The organism is Actinoplanes siamensis (assembly GCF_016862395.1).
Taxonomy (GTDB): Bacteria; Actinomycetota; Actinomycetes; order Mycobacteriales; family Micromonosporaceae; genus Actinoplanes; species Actinoplanes siamensis.
Map to the genome: position 1 here is coordinate 24,779 of NZ_BOMW01000052.1, position 13,803 is coordinate 38,581.

The 13,803-nt window shown below is 73.3% G+C and carries 14 protein-coding genes and 1 pseudogene; 12 read left to right on the top strand and 3 right to left on the bottom strand.

The genetic code is table 11. The features are described 5' to 3' along the window. Window positions 1-2 precede the first annotated feature (2 nt). Window positions 3-998 (top strand): type VII secretion protein EccB, encoded by a 996-nt coding sequence (locus tag Asi03nite_RS25660; RefSeq protein ID WP_203683022.1) that lies wholly within the window; start codon window positions 3-5, stop codon window positions 996-998. A gap of 10 nt (window positions 999-1,008) precedes the next feature. Here the strand turns inward: Asi03nite_RS25660 and Asi03nite_RS25665 are convergent, their stop codons facing one another. Beyond that, window positions 1,009-1,614 carry a hypothetical protein gene (locus Asi03nite_RS25665; protein WP_239102918.1) on the bottom strand — a complete coding sequence of 202 codons (606 nt, stop codon included), beginning with the start codon at window positions 1,612-1,614 and terminating at the stop codon, window positions 1,009-1,011. A 131-nt stretch (window positions 1,615-1,745) separates the two neighbouring features. Between Asi03nite_RS25665 and Asi03nite_RS25670 the strand changes: the two genes are divergently transcribed. Next, window positions 1,746-2,270, top strand: coding sequence for a peptidylprolyl isomerase (locus Asi03nite_RS25670; RefSeq protein WP_203683023.1), 525 nt, complete (start codon window positions 1,746-1,748; stop codon window positions 2,268-2,270). 23 nt (window positions 2,271-2,293) lie between these two features. Beyond that, on the top strand, window positions 2,294-3,205 hold the full coding sequence (locus Asi03nite_RS25675) for a rhomboid family intramembrane serine protease (RefSeq protein ID WP_203683024.1): 912 nt from the start codon (window positions 2,294-2,296) through the stop codon (window positions 3,203-3,205). A 144-nt stretch (window positions 3,206-3,349) separates the two neighbouring features. Here Asi03nite_RS25675 and Asi03nite_RS25680 read toward each other — a convergent pair whose 3' ends face one another. Continuing rightward, window positions 3,350-3,751: a PH domain-containing protein gene (locus Asi03nite_RS25680; RefSeq protein WP_203683025.1), complete on the bottom strand. Its 402-nt coding sequence runs from the start codon at window positions 3,749-3,751 to the stop codon at window positions 3,350-3,352. Between the two features lie 88 nt (window positions 3,752-3,839). Here Asi03nite_RS25680 and Asi03nite_RS25685 point away from each other — a divergent pair, with 88 nt between their 5' ends. Continuing rightward, window positions 3,840-4,235: a hypothetical protein gene (locus Asi03nite_RS25685; protein ID WP_203683026.1), complete on the top strand. Its 396-nt coding sequence runs from the start codon at window positions 3,840-3,842 to the stop codon at window positions 4,233-4,235. A gap of 348 nt (window positions 4,236-4,583) precedes the next feature. Here Asi03nite_RS25685 and Asi03nite_RS25690 read toward each other — a convergent pair. Further along, window positions 4,584-4,825 (bottom strand): annotated as a pseudogene (locus tag Asi03nite_RS25690) (transketolase); the annotation flags it as partial. An 86-nt stretch (window positions 4,826-4,911) separates the two neighbouring features. Here Asi03nite_RS25690 and soxR point away from each other — a divergent pair. The 8 genes from soxR (at window position 4,912) to Asi03nite_RS25730 (ending at window position 13,791) form a co-directional block, all read left to right on the top strand. Continuing rightward, the gene (soxR, locus tag Asi03nite_RS25695) at window positions 4,912-5,361 is read left to right on the top strand and encodes a redox-sensitive transcriptional activator SoxR (RefSeq protein ID WP_203683027.1); all 450 of its coding nucleotides are present in this window, start codon (window positions 4,912-4,914) and stop codon (window positions 5,359-5,361) included. Between the two features lie 180 nt (window positions 5,362-5,541). Then, window positions 5,542-6,834 carry a sensor histidine kinase gene (locus Asi03nite_RS25700; RefSeq protein ID WP_203683028.1) on the top strand — a complete coding sequence of 431 codons (1,293 nt, stop codon included), beginning with the start codon at window positions 5,542-5,544 and terminating at the stop codon, window positions 6,832-6,834. A 79-nt stretch (window positions 6,835-6,913) separates the two neighbouring features. After that, window positions 6,914-7,651, top strand: a complete 738-nt coding sequence (locus Asi03nite_RS25705; protein WP_373872163.1) for a LytR/AlgR family response regulator transcription factor — start codon at window positions 6,914-6,916, stop codon at window positions 7,649-7,651. A gap of 759 nt (window positions 7,652-8,410) precedes the next feature. Next, on the top strand, window positions 8,411-9,106 hold the full coding sequence (locus Asi03nite_RS25710; protein ID WP_203683030.1) for a response regulator transcription factor: 696 nt from the start codon (window positions 8,411-8,413) through the stop codon (window positions 9,104-9,106). Next, the gene (locus tag Asi03nite_RS25715; RefSeq protein ID WP_203683031.1) at window positions 9,103-10,155 is read left to right on the top strand and encodes a HAMP domain-containing sensor histidine kinase; all 1,053 of its coding nucleotides are present in this window, start codon (window positions 9,103-9,105) and stop codon (window positions 10,153-10,155) included. Before Asi03nite_RS25710 ends, Asi03nite_RS25715 begins: the two co-directional genes overlap by 4 nt. 78 nt (window positions 10,156-10,233) lie before the next feature. Further along, window positions 10,234-11,754 (top strand): DUF4153 domain-containing protein, encoded by a 1,521-nt coding sequence (locus Asi03nite_RS25720; RefSeq protein WP_239102919.1) that lies wholly within the window; start codon window positions 10,234-10,236, stop codon window positions 11,752-11,754. Between the two features lie 31 nt (window positions 11,755-11,785). Beyond that, window positions 11,786-12,169, top strand: coding sequence for a DUF485 domain-containing protein (locus Asi03nite_RS25725; protein ID WP_203683033.1), 384 nt, complete (start codon window positions 11,786-11,788; stop codon window positions 12,167-12,169). Next, window positions 12,166-13,791 carry a sodium/solute symporter gene (locus tag Asi03nite_RS25730; RefSeq protein WP_203683034.1) on the top strand — a complete coding sequence of 542 codons (1,626 nt, stop codon included), beginning with the start codon at window positions 12,166-12,168 and terminating at the stop codon, window positions 13,789-13,791. The genes Asi03nite_RS25725 and Asi03nite_RS25730 overlap by 4 nt, the downstream gene beginning before the upstream one ends. Window positions 13,792-13,803 lie beyond the last annotated feature (12 nt).

Here is a 13,803-nt window from a genome sequence, read left to right on the forward strand (position 1 = left end):
GCGTGCGGGACGTCCAGCTGCAGCGCCTCACCGCCGCCCTGATCGGGCACGACGCGGACCCGGGCCGTCCGCCGCTGCGCCGCGCCGGGGCCGCCGTGCTGACCGGTGCGCTGGTCGCCGCGCTGGTGGCGGGCGGCCTCGCGGCGTACCGGATGGTCACCGGCGGCGGTCTCGCCGACCCCACCGATCCGTCCGTGATCCTGCTCGACCGGCGATCCGGCGCGCGGTACGTCTTCCTGGAGACGGACCGGCGCCTGCACCCGGTGCTCAACTACACCTCCGGCCTGCTGCTGGCCGCCGGCGAGCAACCCGAGGTCAAACCGGTGTCACAGGCGAGGCTGGCGCGGGTGCCGTTGGGCGCGACGCTCGGCATCCCGGGCGCGCCGGACGCGCTGCCGCCCGCGGAGAACCTGATCCGGGACGCCTGGACGGTCTGCACCGACCGCGCGGCGCGGACCTCGCTGCTGGTGGGCGCGGCGCCGCCCGGTGCGCCGGCCGGGGAACGCGCGCTGCTGGTCCACGACCCGACGGGCCGCACCTTCCTGGTCGGCGGCGGGGCGCGGCGCCGGCTCCCGGCGGAACGGGCCGTCCAGTGGTTCGGCCGCTCCCCCGCGCTGGTCGCCGCGGCCTGGATCGACGCTGTTCCGGCCGGCCCGGATCTCTTCTCGCCGCCGGGTCCGCCGCCGGCCGGGCTCGCCGATTTCGCGGTACGGGCGTGCGTCACCCGCCCGGCCGACGGCCCGGCGAGCGTACGGCTCGACCCGGCGCTCCCACCCGGCGTGACCCCGGTCCCCCGGGGCCGTGGCGCGGTGGTGACCGCGACGAGCGGAGTGACCCACGTCGTCACCGACGACGGCCGGGCCTGTCCACTGTCGAGCCGCGACCTGCTGCCCCGGCTCGGCTACGCCGGCGTGGAACCGGTCACCGTGCCGGCCGAGCTGGTCGCGCTGCTGCCGGCCGGCCCGCTCCTCGATCGGGAGCTGGCCGGCCGGCGCTGAGCGGCTGTCGTCACTTCGCCGGGTCGATCTTCCCGGCCTGCTCGGTGGAGGTGCCGTTGGACGTCGTGTAGACGGTCGGCTCCAGCGGCTCGAAGGCGGCGTCGTCCGCGGCGGCGACCGGGGACGTGTCGGGCGCGGCGTCGTACTCCTCCCACTGCGCCTGATTGCGGCGCTTGGCGTACCAGGCGGCGCCGACCCCCACGGCGGTGCCCAGGAGCGCGTACCCGGCGAGCTTGCCGCCCCGGCCGCGGCGCTGCTTGCGGCTCATCGCCTTCTCCGCCCGGCGCTGCAGCCTCTCGGCCTGCTTGCGCTGTTCCCTGAGCTCCTTCTTGGTGGTCTTCTTGCTGGTCTTGCCGGCCTTCCGCACATTGTCGGTGGCGGCGGCGACCAGCGGGGTCAGCGTGGCCAGCGCGCTGTCCCAGCTCTGCGTCGCCGCGCCCTTCGCCTTCTCGGCGGCCGGCTGGACACGCTCGACCGCGGCGTTGAACCGGGGCCCGACTGTCGCGCTGGTCTCCTGCGCGGCGATCGAAGCGGCGCGCTTGAAGTGATCCATGCTCTGGCCGAGCTCGTTGCGCATCCGCGCGGTCCGGCGCTTACGGCGCATCGTTGCGAACACCAGTGCCCACCTCCTGTGGTTTCTCCCAGCTCATGTTGCCTTCTCGGGTACCCCCGCGCGGCCGGATCAGACACATGGGGGAGGATCCGACTTGACGAGAATGTCTTCCATCACCGCAGAGGGGAGTACCCGTGGCCGAGACGATTTACGCCACCCTGCACACCAACCACGGTCCGATCCGGCTCCAGCTGTTCCCGGACCACGCCCCGGCGACCGTCCGGAACTTCGTGGAGCTGGCCGAGGGCACCAAGGCGTACACCGACCCGCGCACCGGCCAGCCGGGCAGCGGGCCGTACTACGACGGCACCATCTCGCACCGGGTCATCGCCGGCTTCATGATCCAGCTGGGTGACCCGACCGGCACCGGCCGGGGCGGCCCGGGCTACCAGTTCGCCGACGAGTTCCACCCGGAGCTCGCCTTCGACCGGCCGTACCTGCTGGCCATGGCGAACGCCGGCCCCGGCACCAACGGGTCGCAGTTCTTCATCACGGTCGGCCCGACCCCGCACCTGAACCGTCGGCACACCATCTTCGGCCAGGTCGCGGACGAGCAGTCGGCGAAGGTCGTGGACTCGATCGCGAACACCCCCACCGGCCCCGGCGACCGTCCCCGCGAGGACGTCGTCGTGGAGCGGGTGGAAATCGAGCGTTCCTGAGCGCTCACGGTACCTTTGGTGCCATGAGTGAGGCCCCCTCCACCACGCCGGTGTGCTACCGCCATCCGGACACGGAGACCTTGCTCCGGTGCAGCCGGTGCGAGAGGCCGATCTGCCCCAAGTGCATGAACGACGCGGTCGTCGGCTACCAGTGCCCCGACTGCGTCAAGGACGGCCGCAGGAGCCAGCGGCGAGCGCGCAACGCCTTCGGCGGGAGCCTCACCGCTGGCCGTGCGGGATACGCCGTGCGCACCATCATCGGGATCAACGTCCTGGTGATGGTGGCGTCGGTGATCCTCGGCGGGCCGCGCGCCATCGCCGGCGCCGGCGGTTTCCTCGGCCTGCTGGGTTCGGGCACCCCGGTGACCGACGCGGGCGAGGTGATCGGCTGGGCGGTGTATCCGGACGGCACCGTCCACGGTGTCGCCGACGGCGAGTGGTACCGGCTGGTCACCGCGATGTTCCTGCACTACGGCGTGGTGCACCTGCTGCTCAACATGACCCTGCTGTTGCAGATCGGCAGCTATCTGGAGTCCCGGTTCGGGCCGGTGCGCTTCCTCACGCTGTACTTCCTGGCCGGTCTCGGCGGCAACGTCGCGTGCTACCTGCTGCAGGCGCCCAACCAGCCGTCGGCCGGCGCCTCCACGGCCACCTTCGGCCTGATCATCGCGGTCATCATCGTCAACCGGCGGCTCATGCTGGACACCAGCTCGCTGATGCCGCTGCTGATCACCAACCTGATCTTCACCTTCGGGGTCCCGCAGATCTCCAAGGCCGGCCACCTCGGCGGTCTCGCGGTCGGCGCGGCCACCACGGTGATCCTGGCCTACGCCCGGCTGCCGCACCGGACGGTCAAGCAGGCGGTCGGCTGCACGCTGCTGCTGGCCGCGTTGATCGCCCTGTCGGTCTGGCGGACCGCCCAGATCCTCCCGTAACGGCCGAACGCCGGCAGCTCGCATGTCGCCGAGCCCGCAGGGACCTGTGAACGCCGGCCCGGAGCTGGCGGCCGGCAACCAGGGGTGAGGCCAGGCTCCTGAGGGACATCCGGGGGCCAGCGGCTGGCAGTCGGGGGCTGGACTTCAGGTTCGGAGGTCGGCCAAGTGGGTGACGACGTCCTCCGGGAGAGCGCCGAGCTCGTGCGCGCCGAAGAGGTAGATGGCATCCCCGGCGTCGATCTCCAGCAGTTCGCTGCGCAGACCACGGCGCACGGTGCGGTCCACACGTACCCGCTCGATCTCCGACCAGCGCAGATGCCGCCGCCGGGCGAAGCCGCTGACCACCGTGACGCCCTCGTGGTCCGCCGTCAGGCGGACCGGCACCAGCACGTCGCGCAGCGCCCACACCGCCAGCCCGCAGCCGACCAGCACGGCGAGCGCCCACCGAACCGGGTCCCGGCCGGCGAACGCCACCGCCAGCACCACCACGGCCACGGCGCCCATCAGCTTGGTCACCGGCAGGACCGGCTTGACTCGCCACTGCATGGGGACACTATGGCAGCCCGGCCGCTGTAATTCCTTATTCAGCAGCTCAAGCCGCTGCCTCCGCAGTTCACAGCCCGTTAAACATGTCATGGACGTGATTTCGCGTACGTTCGTGGTCATCCCCAGCCGGCACCAGCCGATCGTGGAGCGTTGCGTCGACGCCGACGAGGAGCCTCTCCTGGTGGCCCGCTGCACGCGGCCGCAGGCGCCGCTCGCCGGTGACCACCTGTTCCTGCTGACCCGCCGCCGCCTCGTGGTGATCCGGGAGACGCCGCTGCTGCACCGGCTGAGCCTGCACCTGAACGCGAACCTGCGGCATCTGAGCAACGTCACCTGGCGGCCCGACCTGAGCCGCCCGGCTCTGGAGATGGCCGCCACCGCGGTGGACGGGGTACGCGAGCGGTTCCGGATGAGGTTCCCGGACACCGAGTCGGTGTGGCACTTCGAGTCGACGCTGCGCGAGGTGTTCCTGGGCGCCGCCTAGGAGTTCGTTCAGCGAGCGGCGCAGGCCCTCCGCCTCCGGGCCGTGCGCCCGGGCATGATCCTCCCAGGTCCCGTAGCCGCGCACCTCCGCCCGCCCCACGCCCAGGTGCAACGCCCGGTGCGGGATGCCGCGCAGCGCCTCGCCGACGTTCCCGCGAGGTACGGCCCGGCCACGATCACCTCGGCCCCCGGTGAGCAGCCGCAGCCCCTCGACGTCCAGCGGCCGCGGCGTGTTGGTGTACCCCACCACGGTGACGTCCAGCCCCTCGGTCGCGGCGAGCATCGGCCCGACCGCCAGTAGCAGGGACCACCCCGCCGGAGCACCCGCAGCCTGCCGCCGTCCGGGCCAGCCCCGGCCGTGCCCGAGCGACCCGGTGCCGATCTCGACGCCGGGATGAGCACCCGGTCCGGATGCGTGCCGAGCCGGCTGTTCCACCGGCCCAGCCGGTCGAGCCAGTCCTCGGGGATGAACCCCTGGTCGGCCAGCACCGCGTAGTACGCCTTGGAGAGCGGGAACCTGTCCCGGTCCGGCTCGTCGGCGTCCACTCGAAGCACGTCCACAGTGGAATACGCCTCGGCGCGTGGTTCTCGTCACCGGTGAGGCGACGCCGCGCGGTGGTCATGTCGGATAGGCTGCAACTTGAAGTGCACTTCAACTCAAGCCCGCGGGAGGCCTGGTGGAGACGCTGACGATCGGCGAGATGGCCGCTCGCAGCGGGGTGGCGCCGTCGGCGCTGCGCTATTACGAGCGGGAGGGCCTGCTGCACGCCGCCCGGACCGGGGGAAACCAGCGGCGATACGAACGAGCCGACCTGCGCCGGATCGCGTTCATCAAAATCGCCCAGCAGGTCGGCGTGTCGCTCGACGAGATCCGGGAGGCGCTCGCCGAGCTCCCGGAGAACCGGACACCCACCAAGGCCGACTGGTCCCGGCTGTCCAGCCGCTGGCGGCACCGGCTGGACGAGCGGATCGCCATGATGGAGCGGCTGCGCGACCAGCTGACCGGCTGCATCGGGTGCGGCTGCCTGTCGCTGCAGCGCTGCCACCTGATCAACCCGCGGGACCGGCTCGCCGCCCGCGGAACCGGGCCGCAGATGATCCTGAACCCGCCCTCCGACAAGCCTTAGGCGACGGGTCCGGCCCCGGCGCGGACGTCGATGCCGACCAGCTTGGTGGTTGCGGCGGCCATCTGCGCCGATCATCCGGATTCCCGGCTGTCCATATGTTTCTTGCCGGGCGGCCGGCGTTGTCCACAGGACGGCGATGTGGCATGGCGCCACGGGCCCGGACCCGTCAGGATCTGTGCCGTGGCCGGGCAGATCGGAAGTGTGCTCGCGGTCGTCGCCGTGCTGGCGGCGCTCGCCGCCGCCGTCGTGGCCGTGCTGCGGCTGCGGGCCCGGCGCGGCATCGCGACGACCATGCAGCGGGCCACCTGGGAGGTGCTGCACACCGCCTCGCTGGCCGCCGAGCCGCTGCGGGCCGGGCTCACCCCGGGCACCGCGGCCAAGGCCGCGAGACATCTGCGCACGCTGGTGGGCGCGGTGGGCCTGAGCGTCACCGACGGCGACACCTGCTTGGCGTACGACGGTCGCGGCGCCCACCACACCGAGCAGTTGACGGCTGCCGCGCAACGCGCGCTCAGCGCCGGCCGATCGATCGTCCTGACCGCCTCCGACCTGCCGTGCGACCGGGTCGACTGCGTGGTCCGCGGCGCGGTGGTGGCGCCGCTGCCCGGCCCGATCGGCGCTCCCACCGGCTCGGCGGCGGGCCGCCCCGGTGCGGCCGGCTCCCCGGCGGCGCGGACGGGTAACGGCGGCTCCTGCGCGGGCCGGCCGGGCCCGGACGGTCCGGTGGCCGCCCTGGTCGCGGTCGCGGACAGCCCACCGGCGCCGGGTCTGGTGCAGGCCACGCTGGAGGCCGCCCGGTGGGCCGGGTCGCAGGTCGCGCTGGCCGAGCTCGACTCGTCCCGGGAGCGGCTGGCCCGGGCCGAGGTGCGCGCGTTGCGGGCGCAGATCAGCCCGCACTTCATCTACAACGCGCTGACCGCGATCGCCTCGTTCGTGCGTACCGACCCGGAGCGGGCGCGCGAGCTGATCCTGGAGTTCGCCGAGTTCACCAGGTACTCGTTCCGGGCGCACGGCGAGTTCACCACGCTCGCCGAGGAACTGCGCTCGATCGATCGCTACCTGACCATCGAGCGGGCCAGGTTCGGCGACCGGCTACAGGTCAGACTGCAGATCGCGCCCGAGGTGCTGCCGGTCGGCCTGCCGTTCCTGTGCCTGCAGCCGCTGGTGGAGAACGCGGTCCGGCACGGCCTGTCGCGCAAGCCGGGCGTCGGTATGGTGAGCATCGAAGCACGTGACGCCGGCGCCGAGTGCCACATCTCGGTGGAGGACGACGGCGTCGGCATCGACCCGGAGGTCTTCGGCCGCGACGGCGCCGAGTCCGAGGACGGCCAGCACGTCGGCCTGGTCAATGTGGACGAGCGCCTGCGTTCGGTCTTCGGCGACCACCACGGCCTGGTCGTGGAGACGGCGCCCGGCGCCGGAACGAAGGTGAGCATGCGAGTCCCGAAATTCCATCCCCAGGTGCGGGCATGACGCCCACTCTCCCGGCCTGGCCGCGCATCGGCGATCCTGGCCGGGCCCGCTGCGCCGGTCCGATCGCGGGGAGGTGCGCATGAGCCTCGTCGTGCTCGCTGTGGACGACGAGCCGCCCGCGCTCGACGAGTTGGCCTACCTGCTGAACGCGGACGGGCGGGTGACGCACGTGCACCGGGCCGGCGACGCGACAGAGGCGTTGCGGGTGCTGCGCGACACCGAGGTGGACGCGGTCTTCCTGGACATCCGGATGCCGGGGCTGGACGGCATGGAGCTGGCGCGGATACTGCGCCGGTTCGCCCATCCGCCGGCGATCGTGTTCGTCACCGCCTACGACGACGGCGCGGTGGACGCGTTCGACCTGGGTGTCACCGACTACGTGCGGAAACCGGTACGGGCCGAGCGCCTCGGCGAGTCGTTGCGCCGGGTGGCCGGGTCGCGGTCCGCCCCCGCGCCGGCGATGACCCCCGACGAGCAGGCCATTCCGGTCGAGCTGGCCGGCACCACCAGGATGCTGCCGCGGTCCTCGGTCCGGTGGGTGGAGGCACAGGGGGACTATGCCCGGCTGCACACCGCGGATGCCTCCCACCTGGTGCGGGTGTCGCTGGCGACGCTTGCCGAGCGCTGGGCGAACGCCGGTTTTGTCCGGATCCACCGTTCCTACCTGGTTCAGCTGCGCCTGGTGACCGAGCTGCGGCTGACCGGTTCGGGTTATGTGGTAGCCGTCGACGGCGTGGAGCTTCCGGTCAGCCGCCGGCACACCCGGGAGCTGAAAGATCGTCTGATTCGCGCCGCCAAGCACGATTGGAACCGCTAATCCACACGGCTATCCACAGCCTCACAGGCTTTCCCACAGAGTTATCCACAGGCTGGTGGGGGCTGACCACAAGCCCGTCTTAAGCCTGCATCGGGCTTTCACCTGGGCTGCTGTGACGCCGTGGCGCCGCCGCCAACGGTGACGGGCGGTCACGCCGGCGGGCGGCTCGCCTCGGACCCTTGTGGTGATGTCCCTTACTGATCACACCAGGCACCACGGGGCCCACCCGGCGCGGGCGGTGCCCGCCTCGCTCCCGGTGCGGCCTGGGCCGCGCGGGGCGGGGCGGCGCGGGGGCGCGCGGCGCGGGGCGGCGCGGGGGCGCGCGGGGCGGGGCGGCGCGGGGGCGCGCGGGGCGGGGCGGCGCGGGGGCGCGGGTGGCGCGAGGCGCGAGGCACAGCGGCGCGGGGCCCGCGCGGCGCTGCACGAAGCAAGGCGGCGCGGCGCAAGGCGGTGCGGCACGGCGCGGGCCGGCGCGGCGCAACGTGGGCGGGCCGGTGCGGCGCGGCGCAACGTGGGCGGGCCGGTGCGGCACGGCGCAACGTGGGCGGGCCGGCGCGGGCCGGCGCGGCGCGGGCCGGCGCTGCCGGGTTCGGTCGGGGACCGCGCCCCGGTGTCATCTCCACAGATCGTTCACAACTCCGCCCCCAGCCCTCCCCGACCGATCAATAAGCTGCTGGCCACGCGACACGGCCGGTGAGTCACGGGGGCGCACCGGCCGGCGCCGCGGGTACGGTCGGCCGGCGGAAGGGGGTGGCGGGGATGGAGACGACAGCCGAGCGGCGAGTTCTCGTGGTCGAGGACGAGCGGGCCATCGCCGACGCGGTGGCCGCACGGCTGCGTGCGGAGGGCTTCCTGGTGCAGATCGCCGGGGACGGGCCCAGCGCGGTCGAGGCCGCCCGGCGCAACCCGCCGGACGTGGTGGTGCTCGACGTCATGCTGCCGGGCTTCGACGGGCTCGAGGTCTGCCGCCGCATCCAGGCCGAACGGCCCACCCCGGTGCTGATGCTGACCGCCCGCGGCGAGGAGACCGACCTGCTGGTCGGCCTCGCGGTGGGCGCCGACGACTACATGGCCAAGCCGTTCTCCATGCGGGAGCTGGCCGCCCGGGTGCACGCCCTGCTGCGCCGCGTGCACAGGGTGGCGGCGGCGCCGAAGGCGGGCCCGCCGACACTGCGGCTCGGGGACCTGGAGATCAACCAGGCCGAGCGGCGGGTGCTCCGGGCCGGGACCGAGCGACACCTCACCCCGACCGAGTTCGACCTGCTCGTGCACCTCGCCCGGACGCCCCGGTCGGTGCTGCCCCGGGAACGGCTGCTGGCAGAGGTCTGGGGCTGGGCCGACGCGTCCGGCACCCGCACCGTGGACAGCCACATCAAGGGCCTGCGCCGCAAGCTGGGCGCGGACCTGATCCGCACGGTGCACGGCGTGGGATACGCCCTGGAAGTCGGCAGATGACCGCCCATCTCCCACAGGTGGCGCACGACGTGGCCGCCAGGCTGTTCCGGTGGCTGCCCCGGCCGCTCGACCCGGTGCGCTCGATCAAGGCGAAGCTGTCGCTGGCCCTCGGCCTGGCCGGCGGGGTGGGCCTGCTGGTGTTCCTGTGGAGCATCGACTTCTATCGGGTGGATGTCCTGTGGATCGGCATCGCCGCCGCGCTGGGCCTGGTCACACTGCAGGTGATGGCACACGGGGCGACGATTCCGCTGCGCGAGATGACGGTCGCGGCGCGGGCGATGGCCCGCGGCGACTACACCCGCCGGATCCGCACCCGCTCCCAGGACGAGGTGGGCGAGCTCGCCGAGGCCTTCAATCAGATGGCCGCGGACCTGGCCGCCGCGGACCGGCAGCGGCGGGAGCTGATCGCCAACGTCTCGCACGAGTTGCGTACGCCGATCACCGCTCTGCGGGGCCTGCTGGAGAACATCGTCGACGGGGTGGCCGACACCGACCCGGAGACCATGCGCACCGCCCTGGCGCAGACGGAGCGGCTCAGCCGGCTGGTCGGTGACCTGCTGGATCTGTCCCGGTTGGACGCCGGCGTGGTGCCGATGCGCCGCGATCTGATCGATGTGCCGGAGTTCCTGGACGAGGTGGTCCGGGAGGCGAGGGTCAACGCCGACGGCATCGGCCAGGACGTGCGCTTCGAGGTCGCCGCGCCGGCTCTGGTGCTGCCCGGCGACCGGGAGCGGCTGCACCAGGTGCTCGCGAACCTGCTGGACAACGCGACCCGGCACAGCCCGTCCGGCGGGCTGGTCAGCTTGCGCGCCGAGCGCCGCGACGGGCAGGTGCTGATCGCGGTCACCGACGAGGGCGACGGCATCCCGGCAGCGGACCGGGAGCGGGTCTTCGAGCGCTTCACCCGGGGCGAGCGCCCCACCGGCGGCGGCACCGGCCTGGGCCTGGCGATCGCCCGCTGGGTGGTGCAGCTCCACGACGGAACGATCGCGGTGGTCGAGCCGGCCGACCGGCGCGGCTGCCACATCCACGTACGCCTCCCTCTGTAAACGGCAAAGAAGGCGAGAGACGCCATGCCCACGGCACCCCCAGCTCCTCGACAGGGACAATTCGTCATAAACGGCCCGTTGTACGGCCCCTGGCCGGATCTCCGGGCGTGGAACGGACGCCTGCCCGGGCCGGGCCGGCCGGCCTCGACGCCCACCGTCGCCGCGCTCGTGGGCGCCGTGCTGGTGATCGCGGAAAGCCTGCCGCTGGACCGGCCCGGCGTCGGCTGGCTGGTCAGCGTGGTGGCCGCGGCTATCGCCCTGCTCGTCGCCCGCCCCGTGACCGGTGGCCCTCCGCCGCTGGTCACCCGGCCGGCCCCGGGGACACGCTGGGACCAGTACGCCTGGGGCGCCGCCACGATCGCGCTGCTCGGCGTGGGCACGTTCCGCGCGGCCGGCTGGCTCTTCGCCCTGTGCGTGGCGACCGCCGCGCTGACGTCCGCGCTGGCGCTGGGAGGCGGCCGCTCCATGCGCGCCGTGCTCACGACGTACGCCATCAGTTTCTTCGCGGTTCTGTATGCCCTGCCCTGGCTGGGCCGCGGCCTGACCCGGATCCGGCGCAAGAGCGGCGACGGCCCGGCGCCGATCCGGATCGCCGGCACCGCGGCGGCCTCGGTCGTCCTGCTGGCGGTCTTCGGGCTGCTGTTCGCCTCGGCCGATCCGGCGTTCGCGAGGCTGTCCGAGAGCCTGATCCCGGAGATCGGAGTGGGCAGCGCGTTCCGCTGGATCTTCCTGGCCGTGCTCGCCACCCCGGTGCTGGCCGGCGCCCTCTACCTGCGCGTCGCGCCGCCGCACCTGGCCGATCTGGATCAGACCGAGGGCGGCAAGGTCAGCCGCCTGGAGTGGGCGGTGCCGCTCGGCCTGCTCACGCTGCTGTTCGCCGCGTTCGTCACGGTGCAGCTCGCCGTGCTGTTCGGCGGCGAGCGGCACGTGCTGACCACGGCCGGACTGACCTACGCCGAATACGCCCGCGGCGGCTTCTGGCAGCTCTGCTTCGTCATCGGCCTGACCCTGGTGGTGCTCGCCGGCGCGGCCCGCTGGGCGCCCCGGGAGGCGCCCGGCGACCGCGCGGTGTTCCGCTGCGTCCTCGGCGCGCTCACCCTGCTGACCCTGGTCATCGTGGCGTCGGCGCTGGTCCGGATGCAGGTTTACATCGACACCTACGGGCTGACCCGGCTGCGTCTGCTGGTCGCCTGCTGCGAGTTGTGGTTCGGGGTGGTCCTGCTGATGGTGCTCGCCGCCGGGATCCGGATCCGCGCGCCGTGGCTGCCCCGGGCGGCGATCGCGGTGGGCGTGCTGGCCCTGATCGGCCTGGCCGTGGCGAACCCGGACCTGCGGATCGCCCGCAACCAGCTGGACCGCCCGGCGGACCGGGTCGACGTCCGCTACCTGTCCGGGTTGTCCCCGGACGCGGTGCCGGCGCTGACCGGGATCGACGACCCGGACGACCGGTTCTGCGTGCTGAACACGATAAGCCTCGGCATGGGCGGGAACGAGTGGCGGGAGTGGAACCTGGGGCGGGCGACCGCCCGGGACCTGATCGGCGACCGCCCGAGGCCGGTCAACCTGTACCAGTGCGAGGCATCGCGGTTCGGCTATTGACATTCTCCCGGGGGCGGCGAGACTGCCGGACATGGCCGACGAACCGCCGCCCCCGCGCACCAGGGTGGTGCTGGGCGACGCCGCGGCCCGGCGTCGCCCGGCCGATCCGGCGCGCACCGACCTCACCGAGCAGACCCCGGTCGGCGAGGCGCTGGTGAAAGGCCTGGTCCGCGCGCAGCTGGCGCTCGCGCTGCGGTTGTCGCTGGTGGTCGCGGCCGGGCTCGGGGCGCTGCCGCTGCTGTTCGCGGTCGCGCCCGCGGTCGGCCACGCGCGCGTCTTCGGGATGAACCTGCCGTGGCTGCTGCTCGGGGTGCTGTCGTTCCCGTTCCTGGTGCTGGTCGGCGCCGCCTACGTGCACTGGGCGGAACGCAACGAGCAGGACTTCACAGCCGTGATCCGCAGGCCGGAGCGGTGAATCCGTACCTCGTGCCGGGTCTGGCCGTGGTGCTGCTGGTGACCGCCGCGATCGGCGCCTACGGCCTCCGGTTCGCCCGCACCACCTCGGACTTCCTGGTCGCCTCGCGCAGCGTCAGTCCATCCTGGAACGCCGCCGCGATCAGCGGCGAATACCTGTCCGCGGCGTCCTTTCTCGGCGTGGCCGGCCTGGTCCTGCGGTACGGCGTCGAGGTGCTCTGGTACCCGGTGGGGTTCGCCGCGGGCTACCTGGCCCTGCTGCTCTTCGTGGCCGCGCCGCTGCGCCGCTCGGGCGCGTTCACCCTGCCGGACTTCTGCGAGGTGCGCCTGCGGTCCACCCGGTTGCGCCGGCTGGCCACCGCGTTCGTGCTGTTCATCGGCTCTCTCTACCTGCTGCCCCAGCTGCAGGGCGCGGGGCTGACGTTCGCCACGGTCACCGGCGGGTCGTACGCCTGGGGCGCCCTGCTGATCGGCGTGGTGGTGACCGGCAACGTGGCGTTCGGCGGGATGCGGGCGATCACCTTCGTGCAGGCGTTCCAGTACTGGCTCAAGTTGACGGCGCTGGCCGTGCCGATCGTCTTCCTGATCCTGCAGTGGCAGTCCGACGGCCGCCCCGCGGTCACCCCGCCGGCCGGCGCGGTCTTCCCCACGGCGACCAGCGTGGTGATCGAGCGCGACGCGGTGCTGGACGGGATCGGCCCGGTGGCCGCCGGTGAGACGGTGCGCTTCGCGGCCGGCGACCCGGTGCCACGGGTGAGCACCGTCGACGCCAGGTTCGGCGCGGACTGGCTGCAGGCCGGCGGGGAGAGCGGCCTGTTCGGCACGTACTCGCTGATCCTGGCGACCTTTCTGGGCACCATGGGGCTGCCGCACGTGCTGGTGCGGTTCTACACGAACCCGGACGGCGCCTCGGCCCGCCGGACCACGCTCGTGGTGCTGGCCATGGTCGGACTGTTCTACCTGTTGCCGACCCTCTACGGGGTGCTCGGCCGGATCTACACGCCGCAGCTGCTGATGACCGGGCGCACCGACGCGGTGGTGCTGCTGCTCCCGGAGGCCGCGCTCGGCGGCGGGCATCTCGGCCGACTGCTCGGCGCGCTGGTCACCGCGGGCGCGCTGGCGGCGTTCCTGTCCACCTCGTCAGGCCTGCTGACCAGCGTGGCCGGGGTGATCTTCACGGATGTGCTGCGCTCCGGGCGGTCCGGGTCGGTGCGGGACTTCCGGCTGGCCACGGTGCTGGCGGCGGCCGTGCCGATCGCCATGGCGATGTTCGTGTCCGACATGGACGTCTCCCGGGTGGTCGGTCTGGCGTTCGCGGTGGCCGCGTCGAGCTTCTGCCCGCTGCTGGTGCTCGGCATCTGGTGGCGCGGGCTGACCGACGCCGGCGCGACCGCCGGGATCCTGGCCGGCGGCGGGTCGGCGGTGCTGGCGGTGCTGGTCACGGTGCTCGGGGCGGATCTGCCGAGCGGGCTCGCCGGGTTCGTCGTGCAGCCGGCGGCCTGGACCGTGCCGCTGGCGTTCCTGGTCATGGTGGTGGTGTCGCTGCTGACCAGCCGCCGGGTGCCGGCCGACGTGGGGGCCACCATGCTGCGCCTGCACGCGCCCGAGTCGCTGCGGTCGTGAATTAAGGATCTT